We start from the raw sequence: 17,347 nt of genomic DNA, 5'->3' as shown, positions 1-17,347 counted from the left end.
AGTAAACATCAGCATAAAGCATCAGACATCAGAGCATTAACAAAAAGGTTTAGAGAGTAAGTTATGGCAGATTATTTTAACTGGATTAAAGCGGCGCATATCATCTCTATGGTGTGCTGGTTTGCTGCGATATTCTACTTACCGCGCTTGTTTGTTTATCATGCGATGAGTGAGGACAACATCAGCCAAGATCGCTTTGTGATAATGGAGCGCAAGCTATATCGCGGTATTATGACCCCCTCGATGATCGCCACTTGGATATTTGGTCTATGGATGGTGGGACTAGGCTGGGAGGTCTACAAAACCCAAGGCTGGCTGCATGTCAAAATACTACTAGTGATTCTACTCTCAGCCTATCACGGCGCTTGCGGTTTTTATCGTAAAAAACTTGTTGATGAGCCGCAATACAAAAGCCACAAGTTTTGGCGCGGATTCAATGAAGTGCCTGTCCTTGGCTTAGTGATTATTGTTATCTTAGTAGTGGTCAAGCCCTTTTAGCACGCTAGCTCACGGCTATTATTTAAAAATCGTCCGCAACTTATAAGTTGCGGACGATTTTTTATGTCTGATCATTAGAGGTGATTATAGTCTAACTAAGCTATATGGTTGGACGCATAATCTGATAGACGTTACTGAGGTCATAAACCTTATAACGCGCAGGCTCGCGGCGGTTTTCACCGGCATAGCTGAGCATCAGCGCTTGCTTAGCGGACTCATCGACCCAGCCGACAAACAGGCCGCTGTGCTCGACGCCGTTATAGCCATGATTAATGTAATACAGCCAATCTCCTGCTTGTATCTCGTGACTCGCAGCATACGGGCCTTGTCGATAGATGCCTTTATGGACGGTATCGCGAGTCACCCCTGCCCGCTTAAACACCGCATCTAAGTAGTCCCAGCAGCCGCCTTGAATGATGGCGCGCTCATTGAGCGCCATAGTGCGTGCGGTACTGATGACCTCGCGCGCGGCCGTGCTGCTTTGGCTTTCCGCTTGGCTAAGTATCGGTAAATATTGGCTATCGACGTTATCATAACTGCCGGATAAAAATGCCGGCAAGACTTGTGGCGGCTGATAGAATGGCTGCGGATAAGAATAACTAGTAGAGCGACTAGCTGTGTGAGGACGCGCACGTTTTATAGTAGAGCGAGTGCTCACTGTAGCAGCGGGTGCTGCTGAATACGAGGGCGTATAGCGGAGATTAGCCTGTGCTGATTTTTGGGCGATAAGGGCGCTCATACTGTCCGCGTGAGCTTGCGCCATAAAGACAAGCATCCCCGCTGTTAAAAGCGACTGATTACCCAAACGCAGCTTTGCGCTCATAGACAAACCCGACATGACCGACTCCCTAGCAAAATAGTAACTATCAAACTTTGATATCAGTTATAAGTTATAAACCATTTAGCTAGGAAGCTGCAAGCATTATCAGCACGAATTAGATGACAAAAGGTATTAAAAATTAGATAGTAGCTCATATCAAGCGAAGAGTAGTGCTTTAATCAGCGCTGTCCTGCATTTTAATATTGACATGGCGTTTGCTCAGCGCTTGACCTTGCAATATTGCTTGCGCCGCCTTCGCTTCTTGTACACTGTCAAAGCCGCTGATATGGTATTTACGGTTATCATCAGCATCTAAGATCTGGATTTGCTCACCAAATAGCGTGACTTTGTCCCCTTCGCTGAGCTGAATAGAGTCGCGCTTGCCGTTGCTATCATGGACCAACTCGCCTGCGCGCACCCATAACACGCCACTGCTGATGACGCCGCTGAGCTGTTTTTTGCGCTGCTGACGTTGCCTGTTAAAGAAAAAACTACCGATAATAAGCAAAGCCAACGCGCCGATAGAGAGGCGTTCAGGCAGTAGGCTCATCGCCATCGCCACGCCAACTGCGCCAACCAACAGTGCTGAGCCAAACCAAAATAGCCCATTATCGCCGGTAGGCGGCTGTCCTTGTAAGCTAATCTTCGCACCATTATCAGTCAACTTAAGCATAGAGACAACCTGTCACAGAATAATAAAACAACTCGTATTTGGCCCGTAGCTAGAAGATCATTAGGGCGTGTCCCTATTTCAAAAATGGTGATAAAAATGAGATAAATCGCAGGCAAACAAGGAAAATAGCGCAGGTAATATCAAGATATTGACCAGCTATTTGACACCGTTTGCCAAAGATTTAGCCATTTTTAGCCCATTTAGTCATAAACGCTTGAATTAGGGACACGCCCTAGCATAACCCTCTAGCTAATTAAATACCTTACCAGCCTAACGCTGTTTTTTGTAAGTCGACTAGCTCGCTGATGCCTTTTTCGGCTAGTGCCAACATATCATCAGCCTGCGCGCGGGTAAATGGCTTATCCTCAGCAGTGCCTTGTAGCTCAATAAACTCACCTTTTTGCGTCATCACCACGTTCAAATCGGTATCGCAATTAGAGTCCTCTTCATAATTGAGATCTAGATAAGCTTGACCGTCTTTCATACCGACTGACACTGCAGCGACCAAACCAATCAGCGGATCGGCTTTGAGCTTTTTGGTTTTCTGCAAGCTCTCTAACGCATCAATCAGCGCAACTGCAGCGCCTGTGACACTAGCAGTACGCGTGCCGCCATCTGCCTGCAGCACATCACAATCAAGATAGATGGTATTCTCACCTAATTTACTCAGATCGATCATCGCGCGCAGGCTACGGCCAATTAGACGCTGAATCTCTTGGGTGCGACCAGACTGTTTGCCGCGAGCCGCTTCGCGCTGGTTACGGGTATTGGTCGCGCGTGGCAGCATGCCATATTCGGCAGTGACCCAGCCTTTGCCTTTACCTTTTAGCCAACGCGGTACGCCGGATTCGACACTGGCAGTACAAAGCACTTTGGTATCGCCAAAGCTAACCAACACCGAGCCTTCAGCATGTTTGGTATAGTGACGCTCAAAGCTGATTGGACGAAGTTGATCAAGCTCACGGTTGTCATTACGCATATAGTATCCTAAGGTAGAGTTGGAACAAGGTTATAAAAGCCCTTGTAAAATATAGAAGATATCCTAACGTGGCAGCGCGCCAATAGCAAGATTGACGCAGCGCCATACGCTGGTATAAGCACTTTGGGTGTTATAAATACTCAGCACTAACCCCTATTGTTTATTCTAAACCTTCCATTTTACGTAGTTCTTTACGTAAGATTTTACCGACGTTAGATTTCGGCAGTTCATCAACGAACTGTACATGACGAGGACGCTTGTAGCCGGTCAGTTGTTTTTTACCAAAATCGATAAGCTCTTGTTCGGTGACATCGCCTTTTTTGACGACAAAGATTTTTGGGTCTTCGCCGCGCTCGTCATTTGGCACACCGATAGCGCCGACTTCTTTTACCGCTGCATGCTCGCTCATCGCCTCTTCAATCTCGTTCGGATAGACGTTAAATCCTGAGACTAATATCATATCTTTTTTGCGATCGACAATTTTGATAAAGCCTTTTTCATCCATAATACCGATGTCGCCAGTTTTAAGATAACCGCTGTCAGTGAAAGTATCTGCGGTTTCATCAGGACGGTTTTGGTAGCCTATCATCACTTGCGGGCCCTTTACGCAGATTTCCCCGCGCTCACCAATTGCCACTTCATTATCATCCTCATCGATAAGCACAACATCAGTGTTTGAAGCCGGAATACCAATTTTGCCAGTGAATTTGGCAATAGTCATCGGGTTAAAAGCCACTACTGGCGAGGTTTCGGACAGACCATAGCCTTCTACAATAGGTAAACCTGTGACCTTATGCCACTCTTTAGCGACGCTTGGTAGTACCGACATGCCGCCACCGATAGCCGCTTTTAGATTAGAGAAATCCAATTTTGCAAAATCATCGTGATGCACAAGACCGTTGAATAAAGTGTTGACGGCAGGAATAAACGAAGGCTTATATTTATCCATCTCTTTGATCAAGCCATCAAGATCACGCGGATTAGGAATCAGTAAGCCTGTGTAGCCTTGATACATACCGTACATGCCGCAAACCATAAAGGAGAACACATGATACAGCGGCAGCGCGGTCAAAATCACATCATCGCTATTGGCATCATCCTCAAAAGCGCTATTCATAAGGACGCTGATCTGTAGCATGTTGGCGACTAAGTTGCCGTGCGATAGCATTGCGCCTTTGGCCACGCCTGTTGTACCGCCGGTATATTGCAGCAGCGCCACATCGCTGAGATTGAGCTTAGGACGCTGATATTTGCTGGCAGATACCGAATTTAGCGCTTGCTTAAATGAGGTGCTGTTGGGCAGATTGTAAGAAGGGATCATTTTTTTGATATGACGGGCGACTAGATTGACTACTGTACCCTTTAGCGTGCCTAACATATCACCCAATTTACAGACGATAACGTGCTCAACCTGACCTTTATCCTCCGCTTCTTGATAAGTTTTCGCGAAGTTTTCAACGATAAATAACGCTTTAGCGCCGCTGTCATGCAACTGATGCGACAGCTCGCGGCTAGTATAAAGAGGATTGACGTTGACTAAGGTCATGCCTGCGCGAATGATACCAAGAGCCACTATAGGATACTGCAAAATATTAGGCATCATCACGCCGACTTTATCGCCTTTTTGGAGACCAAGCGACTGCAAATAACTGGCAATCTGACGACTATAGAGATCAAGCTGCTTGTAGCTGATCGACGCACCCATACAGATATAAGCGGTTTTTTTGCCATAGCGGCGAAAGTTGCGCTCAAAAACATCAAGCAGCGACGTATCGTCTTTTGGCATATCGATAGTAGCGTCAATGCCATAACGCTCATAAGCATTGAGCCAAGGTCTATCGCTTGGGATGTCCGGTATCGTTGGAAACTCATTTTGGATGGCAGGCGATGAAGTCTTGTTATTCTCAGTCATAAGTGGTCCTAAATGATTCAATTTAAGGGGATATTTAGAATGTCATTGTCAAAAAGCACTCTTTATTTAGTAAAATTACTGGATTCTAGTGCTAGCGACTATAGCATTTTTGCTAAAAATTCTCTATTGCTAAGCAAGACCCTGTGACACAAAGAAAAATGCCACGAAAAAAGATAAGGCAGCTTATAGCTACCTTATCTCTGTCTTTTGATATCAGATATTCAGTATCTGTGGTTTTTAAGCTGCCATCACTAGCCGCTTATCACTCGCCAGCTACCTTTAGCTTAAGCGTTGTTTTTAGCTTCCATATCGCGCAGATCTTTATGCAAGATTTTACCGACGTTTGATTTTGGTAGTTCATCGATGAACTCAACATAACGTGGACGCTTGTAGCCCGTCAGGTTATCTTGACTGTATTTTAGTACTTCTTCTTTGGTTAGGCTCTCATCTTGACGCACCACAAAGATCTTCGGCACCTCACCGCTCTCGCCATTGTTGATACCGATGACGCCGCACTCAACGATTTTGGGATGACCGGACATCACCTCTTCGACTTCGGTCGGATAAACGTTAAAGCCTGAGACTAAGATCATGTTCTTTTTACGATCCACGATAGTCACATAACCATCCTCATCCATGATACCGATATCACCCGTTAAGAAATAACCATCATCAGTCATGACCTCAGCGGTAGCTTCTTTACGCTGCCAGTAGCCTTTCATCACCTGCGGACCACGTACCCCAATCTCACCGCGCTCGCCTAGCGCGACCTCATTGCCCTCATCATCAATGATAGCAATCTCAGTCCCTGGCATAGGCACGCCGATAGTTCCAGTAAAAGTGGTACTGTTGATCGGATTCGCCGTTGATACCGGCGAGGTCTCAGACAGACCATAACCTTGCAAGATAATATTGCCGGTCACTTGACGCCATTTTTCAGCAGTTGAGCTGAGTACTGCCATACCGCCGCCCATAGAGACAAGCAGCTTGCTATGATCCATCGCTTTGAACTTCTCATTGATGGCAAGCGCGTTAAATAAAGTATTGACCGCTGGGAAGAACGAAGGCGGATTGGCTTCATAAGCTTTCATCAGGCTGTCTAAGTCGCGCGGGTTTGGTACTAATAGACCAATACAACCACGATAAATCCCGAACATACCGCAGACAGTAAACGAGAAAATATGATACAGCGGCAGGGCAGTCATAATGACAGGCTGCTCGCCGCGCTTATCGAATTCATCAAAGGCACTGCCTAAGAAGGTATTACTTTGTACTAAGTTGGCAATTAAGTTTTTGTGCGTGAGCATAGCGCCTTTAGCAACTCCAGTGGTACCGCCGGTATATTGTAGAACGGCAATATCGTTAAGGGTAATATCGTCTGGACGCTTATACTTACGGGCTGGACTCTTTTTCAGCATGTTTTTGAAGCTAACGCTATTACTGATATTGTAGTCAGGGACCATTTTTTTGACGTGACGTACGACAGTATTGACCATAAAGCCTTTGAGCGTACCCATCATATCGCCCATACCGGTGATGACGACATTGTCGACGACATCACGGCCGATATCTTGGTACGTTTTGGCAAAGTTTTCGACCATAATCAGTGCTTTGGCATCTGAATCTGTCAGCTGATGCTCAAGCTCTGAGGTGGTATATAGAGGGTTGACGTTGACTAAGGTGAGACCTGCGCGCAGCACGCCAATGACCGTCACGGGTAGCTGTAAGATATTCGGCATCATAACCGCTACTTTATCGCCTTTTGTTAGTCCTAACGACTGCAGATAAACAGCGACTTGCTTGCTATATTCGTCTACTTCTTGGAAGCTAATCGACGCGCCCATGCAAATAAAAGCGGTTCTATTACTAAATTCAGCGAAGCTCTTTTCAAAGATATCGATAAGTGAGCTGTTTTCGGGCGGCATATTGATATCATAAGTGAGCCCAAGCTCTTCATACGTTTTTAGCCAAACTGGGTTGTTATTACGGGTTGGGTTTACTTGATTTTCCATAATCTTCTTGCTCCTAATAATATAGTAAAGGGTAAAATAATTGATCGGGCACCCGCGTAACCCTTAACATACACACTTTGTATAGACTACTCAATACAAAAGAATGTTACTTGCGTGTGCAAAATGACTTGACGGTTACTATTTTAAAGCAAAAGTATTCATGAGCGACAAAAGCCTGTCTGATACATTAATGGTTTAAGCGTCACTATCTAGCCAACTAAAGTTTCTCAAATCACTGTTCTTAAAATCTGTTATCTAGCAATGACGCTATTTTTTAGCAGTTATTGTCTCTATTTTAACTACTATTGTTTATTAATTACCGGTTGTAGCGCTTCAGCAAGCTGTGTTAATTCGACAAAGCCGCGGCGTAAACCATTAGCATCGTCAACGGTCTGATAGCTGAGACTTTGGTTGGCAAGCTGAGTACTATCACTATATTGCCAATCATTGATATATGGGCTTTGTTGCAAACGCTGTCCAAAGCTTGCTACTGCTACCGCAAACTGAGTATCAGGGTGCGCGCTCATTAAGGAGACTCTTTTATTAACTGTAGTAATTGGCAGCTCAAGCAACTTTGAGGAGGCTTGCGGGGTGGCCTTGTAGCGAATCTTGAGGAAGCCCAGCTCCTTATTATTACTGTTATTCGCTAAAGCTTGGGTATTATCAGCATAACGGCGCGGAGCAATTGCGCCCTTCTCACCTCTAGGTGTGATTTCAAATAGCGCGACTACAGCCTTGCCCGCGCCTAACTCGCCAGCATCAACCTTATCGTTATTGAAGTCTTGCTCAGCTAGTAGACGATTCTCGTAGCCAATCAAGCGCCATTCATCGACGTGCGCTGGGTTGAACTCTAGCTGAATTTTGACATCACTTGCAACCGTATTAAAAGTCGCATTTAGCTCATCATCAAGTACTTTTTTGGCCTCGCTTAAGCTATCGATATAGCTATAATTGCCATTACCGTTATCAGCGATTTGCTCCATCATATAGTCATTGAGATTGCCGCGACCAAAGCCTAAAGTCGATAAGGAGATACCGCGATCGCGATTGGCTTTGACCAAATCCATCATCTCATCGACGTCGCTGATGCCGACATTAAAATCGCCATCAGTCAGCATAAGGATACGATTGATACTACCCTCTTTTAAAGTTTTGCTCGCCTGCTCATAAGCCAGTTTTAGCGCGTCCTCACCATTGGTCGAGCCTGCCGCCTTTAGGCTATTCACCGCTGCTTGAATCGTCGCCGTTTCGCTACCACTAGTCGGCGCAAGTGCCACTCGGGTGCTGCCTGAATAAGTGACAATACTGATAGTATCCTGCGCCCGCAGCTGCTTGGCGAGTAAGTTTAACGTGGCTTTGGCCAACGTTAATTTATCGGAGGATCTCATAGAGCCTGAGACATCGACCAAAAACACTAGGTTGGCTGCTGGTAGCTGCGCTCTGGCGCTACGAGTGTACTGGGCCGGATCGATGGCCTTGATACCGACTTTGAGAATTTGATTGGCCTGATCGACCCTATCCCAAGGCGAGTCGACAATCTCAGTCTCCACTACAAACGGCGCTTGCCCTAAACGCTGGCTATTGGAGAAATCATAAGGAAAATAATTGATCATCTCCTCGACTCTGACCGCGTCGGCAGGCGGCAGCTGACCTTCGTTGAGATAGCGGCGCACATTACTATAGCTACCGGTGTCAGTATCGATGGATAAAGTCGCTACCGGATTGTCTAAGGTACGGTTGATGGGATTGGCGATGTTTTTTTGATAGTTATCACCGGCTGGCTCTACCACGACGATAGGCGCAGGCCTAATAACCGCTGGCCCTGAGGAGATATCATAAAGTGTATTGGCGCGGTTTATAGATGGACTTGGCACTTGCGACCTTTTACTGTTTTGGGCCACTGGCGCTGATACGACAACTGGTGCTTCAATTAATCCAGCTTCGCTTTCTATGACACGGCTACTATTGTCGCTAGCCGTCATGACGCTTTGCTGTGAGCTACAAGCGCTTAGGCTTAAAGCTGCTAAAATACTGACTGCTAAAGTCTTCGTGGTCACGGTGTGTGAGCGCAAGCGATGGTGATAAAAAGGTGACATAAATAACATCCTTGTGATTAGGGATAAGCCTTTATTTATACTACTGAACTCATTTACTAAAAGCTATATAAAGCGGCGCTGTCTTTAAAATAACAACCTGCAAAACAATAATGTATAAAATGACAAGGTATAAAACAACAAGGCGTCATGAACTGTCGTCTAATCGCCTATAAGTCTTTTTAATTCTTAGTATTTGCTTTACGATAGCAGTATTATCACACTAACCCTTTGTTTGAGACATTCTTTAAACGCAGTCAACAGCTATATTATGCCTGTATTGGCTTTAACATTGATTGATACCACCCCTTTTTGAACCGATTATTTTTAAACCTATTAAAAGTATTGTTAACAAGCGAACCTTAATTTATGCCTGATATTATAGATAATGATCCTACCCTATTAGCGAGTGAGCCGATGGACAGCCGCTCTGTAGCTGAATTCACTGAACAAGCCTATCTCAACTACGCGATGTACGTCATCATGGATCGCGCCCTGCCCAATATCGCTGACGGTCTCAAACCGGTGCAGCGCCGTATCGTCTATGCGATGAGCGAGCTGGGACTCAAAGCGAGCGCAAAACCCAAAAAGTCGGCGCGTACCGTCGGTGACGTGCTCGGTAAATACCATCCGCACGGTGATAGCGCTTGTTATGAAGCGATGGTGCTGATGGCGCAGCCATTTAGTTATCGCTATCCGCTGATCACCGGCCAAGGCAACTGGGGTAGTCCTGATGACCCCAAAGCCTTTGCCGCCATGCGCTATACCGAAGCCAAAATGTCCGCTTATGCCAATACGCTCCTTGCTGAGCTAGGCCAAGGTACGGTTGACTGGCAGGATAACTTCGATGGCTCCTTGCAAGAGCCTGTGACCTTGCCTGCGCGTCTGCCTAATATCTTGTTAAATGGCACGACAGGTATCGCCGTCGGTATGGCCACCGATATTCCGCCGCACAACTTAAACGAAGTGGTGCGAGCGGCTATTCGCTTGCTCAAAAATCCAGATCTCTCGGTTAAGCAATTGACGCAATCCATACCCGCGCCTGATCTACCAACGAATGCTGAAATCATCACCAGTAAAAAAGACTTGCAGGCGATGTATGAAAGCGGACGCGGTAGCTATAAGATGCGTGCGACCTTCCATATCGATCCCAAAGAAAAAAACCTCGTCATTATCGATGCGCTGCCCTATCAAGTCTCAGGCAATAAAATACAAGAGCAAATCGCCCGCTTAATGACGGATAAAAAACTGCCTTGGGTCGTCGATATCCACGATGAGTCTGATCACGAAAACCCTTGCCGCATTGTGCTTGAGCTCAAATCAACCCGCGTCGATGTCGAGCGGGTGATGAGTCATCTATTCGCTAGTACCGATCTTGAGAGTAATTACCGCGTCAATATGAATATGATTGGCCTAAACGGTAAGCCGCAGGTCAAAAACTTAAAAGAAATCTTAGAAGAATGGTTAGTGAGTCGCCGCTCAGTAGTCACCCGCCGCGTGCAGTTTCGCTTAGATAAAATCGATAAGCGCTTGCATATCTTGGCAGGCTTACTCATCGCATATCTGCACATTGATGAAGTAATTCGCATTATCCGTGAAGAGGACGATCCTAAAGCAACTTTGATGCAAGATTATGATCTCAGCGAGATCCAAGCCAATGCTATCTTGGACATTCGCTTGCGTCAGTTGGCAAAATTAGAGGAGATTGAGCTACGTAGTGAGCAAGACGAACTCAAAGCAGAACGCGCCAAACTACAAGAGTATCTCGATAATCCTGAGAGCTTAACTCGTCTAATGATTGATGAGCTGACAGCGGATATGAAAGAGCACGGTAACGAGCGTATGTCGCCACTGATGGAGCGCGATGAAGCCCAAGCGCTTAAAGAGTCGGATCTGATACCAAGCGAGCCGATCACCGCGATACTCTCCAAAGCGGGCTGGATACGCGCGGCAAAAGGTCACGAGGTCGATCCTCAAGGCATGAGCTATCGCTCAGGTGACGCCTATCAAGCGTATGTGCGCGGTAAATCAAATGAGAAAATCTACGTGCTCGATAGCACAGGCCGTAGCTATAGTATTGACGCGCACAACCTCGCCTCGGCGCGTGGTCAAGGTGATCCACTCACCAGCGTACTCAAACCACCCGCAGGCGCAAGCTTTGAGCAGCTACTCACGGGTAGCGACGATCAGCGTATCATCCTCGCCAGCTCTAACGGCTATGGCTTTATCAATACGCTAGCTAATCTTGATAGCAATCAAAAGGCGGGCAAGAAAATTATCAACTTAGCGGCTGACAGTCAGCTGTTGCCAGTAGCCCGTATCGACGCTAATGCAACGAGTAGTGAAGATAACGCAGAAAAAGTCACTCCTGATCATGTCGCGGTGGTGACGAATGCTGGCTATTTATTGATTTTTGCGCTCGATGATTTGCCAGAACAAGCGCGCGGTAAAGGCAATAAGCTGATCACGCTCAAGGGCGATGAAGAGGTATTAGCGATTACGCCGCTAAGCTTGCAAGATAGCTTAGTCATTACCGCGGGTAAGCGTCATGTGACCTTAAAGCCGATGGATTTAGCGAATTATACCGGCACGCGTGGTAATCGCGGTGGTCAGTTGCCAAGAGGCTTTCAGAATGTGAGTTCGGTTGAGGTTGGTTGATTAAATTACTTCAACTTAATAAATTGTATCGTAAGTAAAAATTTACGGTACAATTTATTAAGACATTCTAAAATGTTATTAAGCATAGACTATATATCGTCATAATCTACTATTAAAAACTCGTCATGATATTTATTCTCTCCATCTTTAAAGCTTGACCTAATTAATTCTAGTTTTTCCGAATCACTTATAGATGAATTACAATCACAGTTTATATTAATTTTTAAATTTACGATATTACCATCTATTTCACTACGAACTACTTCAACATTTTCGTCAATATCACTAAAAACACTTTGCAAGCTTGTGATAGCACAATCTGTTGCTTTTTCAAGTCTTTCAGTTTTATTTTCAAAGAAACCCTCATCTAATCTACTATTAAGTACCACTCTCAATCTAATCTCGACTGCTCTCATTTTCTTTCCTTATAATATTCATAATAATTTCTTATTATATAAGACTAGATAATAAAGCACCAAATTTTACTTTAGCAACCGTAGGCTGGGCTTTTAGCCCAGCAAAACTATGCCAAAAAAATAACTCTCAAATCAACAATCAATCATAATCAACTTCAATCACATCAACACCTGTCGCACCCCAATCTAGCATATAAACACCCTCTTCCACACATTTTTGAAATGTCGAATACGTCCAATCCATCGGTTGCATTACATAACCATGTTTCACCGCATTGTAATGAATGTAATCCATATGGCGCTGGTAATCTAATTCATCTCTAATTCTATGCTCCCAAAACCGCCTCTGCCAAATACCTCGCTCTCTGCTTCTTATCCGAGACTGATTTATGGTTTCACTTGCAGATTTTGTAATTCGACGAGAAAAATGCGTTTTGATACTGGCGATGATCACAGCGTAATTATCGCTAGTATCTGCTAAAGTAATAAGCATATGTATATGATCAGGTAGCAATATCATGGCATGAAGTTCAAAATCGTGGTTTTGTTTAGTCAGTTGATAAGCATGACGAAACTCATTGATGTGCTTTGTCAGCAGCTTACTTTTACGATTTGCTAGATTCACGGTCAGAAAGTAGGTGCCCCCTTTTGTCTTATCTCTGATATAAGTTCGCATGGATTGCGCCTATAGAGTGTTTAAAGCATTTAAATGCTGGGCTAAAAGCCCAGCCTACAAAGAATTTCATTCTAAACCAATGTATCAAAACCCAACTACGACCACTATCAAAAAAATTATAAGCTCACCGCTAGCCCCGACTGTAGCGGTATCCTGCTGAGCTGGGCGAGTTGTGAGGGCTAGGTTTTGGGGTGGCTCGCAGAGCAGGAGACACCCCAAACCGTAGCCCTCGCCTCGCGCGGGTAAGCAGATACAAGCGTAAGGCGGGAAAAGCTACTAAGGATAATTTTCACCGCCGAAAATCAACCCCTATCCCTGCCGTAACCCCAAAATCGGAATCACCAAATCCTCTTCATCAGTGAGATGTTGCTGCAGTAAATCGGTCACGGCTACTAGCGTTTTATGTAGCTCTTCAGCCAGCGCTTTATCCTCTATCTCACTTCTCGCCAGCTGATCATTTTGAATTTGTAACTTATCGAGCAGCTCATTGAGATACTCATGATCATGGCCTAATATCTCAAAGGCAGGTGCGAGCTTGGGGTACATGCTGACAAACTCTGGGAAAAACCCTTCATCCTCTACCTCGTGGTGCTGATGCAGTTTGAGCACATGCATATTGATGCGTTTCAATATTTGTGAGCGGTACTCGCTCCAGTCAAACTCGCCGCTGATATAGGCGTCACTAATTTGCATCAATATACGTTGGCGTTTGCGTATATTGGTATGCACCTTAAGCCAACCTGAGGTCTTATAAGCGTAGTCCGCGCCAAACCATTGATCGGGCGGCAGCTTATTGTATAAAAACAACCAATCCGCCTCCAAGCGGCTATCAGGATGCCTTGGAGCCAGACTAAATAGATCATCGTCTAAAGCCTGCTGACTTGTCTTATTATTGGCAGATAAGGTCATTGAGTTATCCTAATTTATTATGGGGTCGATACTGAGTTATATGGTAATTTTACTCTTTGATTGATAGGGTTAGCTGAGCAAAACACCTTTCTAATATCGATAACAATAAAGCGATAAGCGCTGTATAGACGCCTGATAAATAACATAATCCACCCTGACAAAGCTGCAATCGCTCCTTTATAATAAACGGAATTTATCAAAGTAGGCTTAACTTATGAGTAAATGTATTAGCCTTATCTTTCCGCATCAACTGTTTGCTGATACCTCGCTTTGGCAGGACGTGTGCTACCTCATTGAGGAGGATTTATACTTTACTCAGTATCCGTTTCATAAGCAAAAGCTAGTGCTGCACCGCGCGAGTATGAAGGCCTACGAGCAGACGTTAAAAGATGCGGGTAAGACGGTGCACTATGTAGATTCAGTACATGAGCATAGCGATTGCCGCAAGCTGATTGCGAGCTTTATAAGTCACAAGGATGAACCAGATAATGATCAATCCATCAAAAAAATTTACTGTATTGACTTAGTCGATGACTGGCTACGCATGCACGTGCAACAGGCGATATTGGACGCTGATATCGAGTTTGATGTGTCGCCGACGCCGATGTTCTTAAACCCTTTGCCTGTGTATTGTGAGTTTTTTCGCGATAATCGTCTGTTTCATCACGACTTCTATATGGAGCAGCGCAAACGTGAAAAGATTCTGATTGATGACGAAGAAGAGCCGATTGGTGGACAGTGGTCATTCGATGAGGATAATCGCAAAAAATACCCGCGCAAACAGACGCCGCCTGCAATCAAGTTTCCTAAGTTAACTGAGCGTTACGAGGAAGCGCTAGGGTATGTCAAAGATAACTTTAGCGAGCATTATGGCGAGGCCAATGCTGACTTTCGTTATCCGACTACGCATGATGAGGCAGAAGAATGGCTTGAGGACTTTTTAGCGATACGCTTTAAAGACTTTGGCAAATACGAGGACGCTATCGTTGCTGACGAGCATATTTTGCATCATAGTATCTTGACGCCGATGCTCAACACCGGACTGCTCACCCCTGAGCAAGTGGTAACGCGCACGCTGGAGGTCAGCGAAGAATACGAGATTCCGCTGAACTCTTTAGAGGGTTTTATCCGTCAGATTATTGGTTGGCGCGAGTTTATGTATGGACTCTATGAGTCTATCGGACGTAAGCAGCGCACGAGTAACTTTTGGGGCTTTACCCGTAAGATACCAAAGAGCTTTTATACGGGCGATACCGGAATTGTACCGATTGATACCACGATTAAAAAAGTGCTGAAAACGGGATACGCGCATCATATTGAGCGCTTGATGGTGTTTGGCAATTTTATGCTGCTCTGTGAGTTTGATCCTGACGAGGTCTATCAGTGGTTTATGGAGCTATTTATCGATAGCTATGATTGGGTGATGGTGCCTAATGTCTATGGCATGAGTCAGTTTGCTGATGGTGGCCTGATGGCGACGAAACCTTATATTAGCGGTAGTAACTATATTAATAAAATGAGCAATTATCAGATCAAGTCCAAAGGCGAGCTGATTGAGTGGGCAGCGATATGGGACGGGCTGTTTTGGCGCTTTATGTATGTGCACCGTGACTTTTTTGAGAAAAATCCGCGTATCGGCATGCTACTATCGATGTGGGATAAGATGGATAACGACCAGCAAAAACAGCACTTAAAAAATGCCAATGAGTTTTTAGCGCTATTAGACAAAGGTAATTAGGGCGTGTTGAACATTCACAAATGCGCACTGCTGATCGCTAAAATAGTTCTAGTCGTCGTTAAAATTGCAGGTAATGCTTATTGCATTGGCTAGCTGATTTTATTTAAACAGTCGCAACGACTAGGGCGATTTTAGCATCAGCCCTAACTACAACAACAGGGACAGGACTATTTTTTGCCGCTTTATTGATAAAAATAGACGCTTAGAACGACTAAACTTACCATTTTTATCTGCAAATCGACTAAAAAATAGTCTCTGTCAGTGCCATGGTCGAATGTTCAACACGCCCTAGATAAAAAAGTTTAAAAGAACGCAAATTTAAGTAGGACAAGGATAACTATGTTTACCGAATTTAAGACCAGCGGCGCACAGGCAACCAGTAAAATCCCAACGCCAAAAATCATCTTCTTCGATATTGATGATACTTTGAGCCGCGCGGGCATTATCGATAAAACCAATCAAGCGACACTAGAGGCGCTAGCGGATAGCGATATCAAACTTGTCATCTCAACCGGCCGCTCTAAAGCCATATTGCCGCCTGACATTTTAGCGCTACTTGAAGCTGATGTACTAGACGCGATTATCTGTATGAACGGTCAATACAGCTTCGATAAAAGTGGCAGAATCAGTCACTATCCGCTGACCGATCAGCAAACCGCAAAAATCGTTCATCTGTGCCAAGCGAGCAATCTCATCCACAAGTTTGATTCGGCGACGCATATTTCATGGTCGGGTGAAAACGAGCGCCTGCGCGAATTTAATGCGCGCACGCCGAACTCTATCGTCGATCCTAATTATTATCAAACCAATGAAGTCTATCAATGCTCAGTGTTCTTTAATAACCAACAGGAAAAAATGCAAGAGGTGGACTTTGCTAAGGATGATCTCAAGCTGGTGCATTGGCACAATACGGGCGCGGATATCTTGCCGATAGATGCATCAAAAGCGCGTGGTATCCTCGATGTTTGCGCGTATTATGGTGTGGACGCTCAAGACTGCATGGCGTTTGGTGATGGTTTTAATGATTTAGAGATGTTCGATTTGGTGGGCTTTGCCGTCGCTATGGGAGATGCACAACCTGCCTTAATTGAGCGCGCAGACTTTGTCACGGGCACTATTGAGGAGCGCGGGATTCAGTCGGTGCTTGAGCGCTTGGCGCTAAAGGTTACTTCATAAGTACCATAGATAGTGAGTACTAAAAAAACCCTTGCCATAACTGAACCGACCCCCATAAGTTGGACACAACTTATGGGGTATTTTTATGCGTTATAATCTAGACTATAAGCTTCAAGTCATCGCATACTATATGCAAGGACATACTGGTCGTGCTACAGCTGAGGAATTTAACCTAGATAATAAGATAGTCATCAAATGGGTTAAGCAATATCAAAGCGGTGGTATTGATGCTATAAAGCCAAAGACCAGCAAAGCCTACTATAGTCGCGAGTTTAAACACAAAGTGCTTACAACGATGCTTAGCCAAGGCTTAAGTCAATTGGAAGTTGCGTTAAGGTATAACATCAGCTCACCGGCATTAATTAGCCACTGGCACAAAGCGTATCGGCAACAAGGTATGTCTGGACTAACATCTAAACCTAAAGGTAGAACCGCCATGAGTAAACCCTTTATCACAGACAAGCCAGATGAAGAAAAGAGCTTAGCAGAATTGAAGCGTGAGAATGAATACCTACGTGCGGAGAACGCCTACCTAAAAAAGCTGGATGCCTTGTTAAAGCAAAAGGAACAAGCTTTGAGAAAGCAAGGCTCATCGAAGAACTAAGGCAAGACTATCCTTTATCAGCTTTGCTAGACATCGCCAAGATGCCTAAAAGCGTTTTTTACTATCATAGAGCAAAGCTTGGTGATAAAGATAAGCATGCTGACTTAAAACAGCGTATTGCCACGCTATATCACCAGCATAAAGGCAGGTACGGCTATCGCAGGATAACGGCAGCGCTAAAGC

14 protein-coding genes are annotated in these 17,347 nt (G+C 44.9%); 5 read left to right on the top strand and 9 right to left on the bottom strand.

What is annotated here, in order from left to right:
* The first annotated feature begins 63 nt into the window (after positions 1-63).
* Complete coding sequence (gene hemJ / locus I3248_RS07025; RefSeq protein WP_238063096.1) at positions 64-498, top strand: protoporphyrinogen oxidase HemJ; 435 nt, start codon at positions 64-66, stop codon at positions 496-498.
* A 100-nt stretch (positions 499-598) separates the two neighbouring features.
* Here the strand turns inward: hemJ and I3248_RS07020 are convergent, their stop codons facing one another.
* The 6 genes from I3248_RS07020 to I3248_RS06995 form a co-directional block, all read right to left on the bottom strand.
* Positions 599-1,336, bottom strand: a complete 738-nt coding sequence (locus I3248_RS07020; RefSeq protein WP_238063095.1) for a hypothetical protein — start codon at positions 1,334-1,336, stop codon at positions 599-601.
* A gap of 157 nt (positions 1,337-1,493) precedes the next feature.
* A complete protein-coding gene (locus tag I3248_RS07015) occupies positions 1,494-1,991 on the bottom strand; it encodes a hypothetical protein (protein WP_238063094.1) in 498 nt (165 codons plus the stop codon).
* A 262-nt stretch (positions 1,992-2,253) separates the two neighbouring features.
* Positions 2,254-2,970: a ribonuclease PH gene (gene rph / locus I3248_RS07010; protein ID WP_025644883.1), complete on the bottom strand. Its 717-nt coding sequence runs from the start codon at positions 2,968-2,970 to the stop codon at positions 2,254-2,256.
* A gap of 160 nt (positions 2,971-3,130) precedes the next feature.
* A complete protein-coding gene (locus I3248_RS07005; protein ID WP_238063093.1) occupies positions 3,131-4,882 on the bottom strand; it encodes an AMP-binding protein in 1,752 nt (583 codons plus the stop codon).
* A 284-nt stretch (positions 4,883-5,166) separates the two neighbouring features.
* Entirely contained in the window at positions 5,167-6,894 is a 1,728-nt protein-coding gene (locus tag I3248_RS07000; RefSeq protein WP_238063092.1) for an AMP-binding protein, read from the bottom strand.
* A 302-nt stretch (positions 6,895-7,196) separates the two neighbouring features.
* Complete coding sequence (locus I3248_RS06995; protein ID WP_238063091.1) at positions 7,197-8,990, bottom strand: VWA domain-containing protein; 1,794 nt, start codon at positions 8,988-8,990, stop codon at positions 7,197-7,199.
* 366 nt (positions 8,991-9,356) lie between these two features.
* Between I3248_RS06995 and parC the strand changes: the two genes are divergently transcribed.
* Entirely contained in the window at positions 9,357-11,645 is a 2,289-nt protein-coding gene (gene parC, locus I3248_RS06990) for a DNA topoisomerase IV subunit A (RefSeq protein WP_238063090.1), read from the top strand.
* An 89-nt stretch (positions 11,646-11,734) separates the two neighbouring features.
* Here parC and I3248_RS06985 read toward each other — a convergent pair whose 3' ends face one another.
* The 3 genes from I3248_RS06985 to I3248_RS06975 form a co-directional block, all read right to left on the bottom strand.
* Positions 11,735-12,061, bottom strand: a complete 327-nt coding sequence (locus I3248_RS06985; protein WP_238063089.1) for a hypothetical protein — start codon at positions 12,059-12,061, stop codon at positions 11,735-11,737.
* Between the two features lie 139 nt (positions 12,062-12,200).
* The gene (locus I3248_RS06980) at positions 12,201-12,737 is read right to left on the bottom strand and encodes a transposase (RefSeq protein ID WP_238063088.1); all 537 of its coding nucleotides are present in this window, start codon (positions 12,735-12,737) and stop codon (positions 12,201-12,203) included.
* A 309-nt stretch (positions 12,738-13,046) separates the two neighbouring features.
* Positions 13,047-13,646: a hemerythrin domain-containing protein gene (locus I3248_RS06975; RefSeq protein WP_238063087.1), complete on the bottom strand. Its 600-nt coding sequence runs from the start codon at positions 13,644-13,646 to the stop codon at positions 13,047-13,049.
* A gap of 214 nt (positions 13,647-13,860) precedes the next feature.
* On the opposite strand from I3248_RS06975, the gene I3248_RS06970 reads away from it, so the two are divergent.
* The 3 genes from I3248_RS06970 (at position 13,861) to I3248_RS06960 (ending at position 17,164) form a co-directional block, all read left to right on the top strand.
* Positions 13,861-15,384 carry a cryptochrome/photolyase family protein gene (locus I3248_RS06970; RefSeq protein WP_238063086.1) on the top strand — a complete coding sequence of 508 codons (1,524 nt, stop codon included), beginning with the start codon at positions 13,861-13,863 and terminating at the stop codon, positions 15,382-15,384.
* 339 nt (positions 15,385-15,723) lie between these two features.
* On the top strand, positions 15,724-16,560 hold the full coding sequence (locus tag I3248_RS06965) for a Cof-type HAD-IIB family hydrolase (RefSeq protein WP_238063085.1): 837 nt from the start codon (positions 15,724-15,726) through the stop codon (positions 16,558-16,560).
* 85 nt (positions 16,561-16,645) lie between these two features.
* On the top strand, positions 16,646-17,164 hold the full coding sequence (locus I3248_RS06960) for a helix-turn-helix domain-containing protein (protein ID WP_238063084.1): 519 nt from the start codon (positions 16,646-16,648) through the stop codon (positions 17,162-17,164).
* Positions 17,165-17,347 lie beyond the last annotated feature (183 nt).

The organism is Psychrobacter sp. Ps3 (assembly GCF_022129275.1).
Lineage (GTDB): Bacteria > Pseudomonadota > Gammaproteobacteria > Pseudomonadales > Moraxellaceae > Psychrobacter > Psychrobacter submarinus.
The sequence above is the reverse complement of the archived record's forward strand: the minus strand, read 5'-3'. Positions and strand labels throughout refer to the sequence as shown.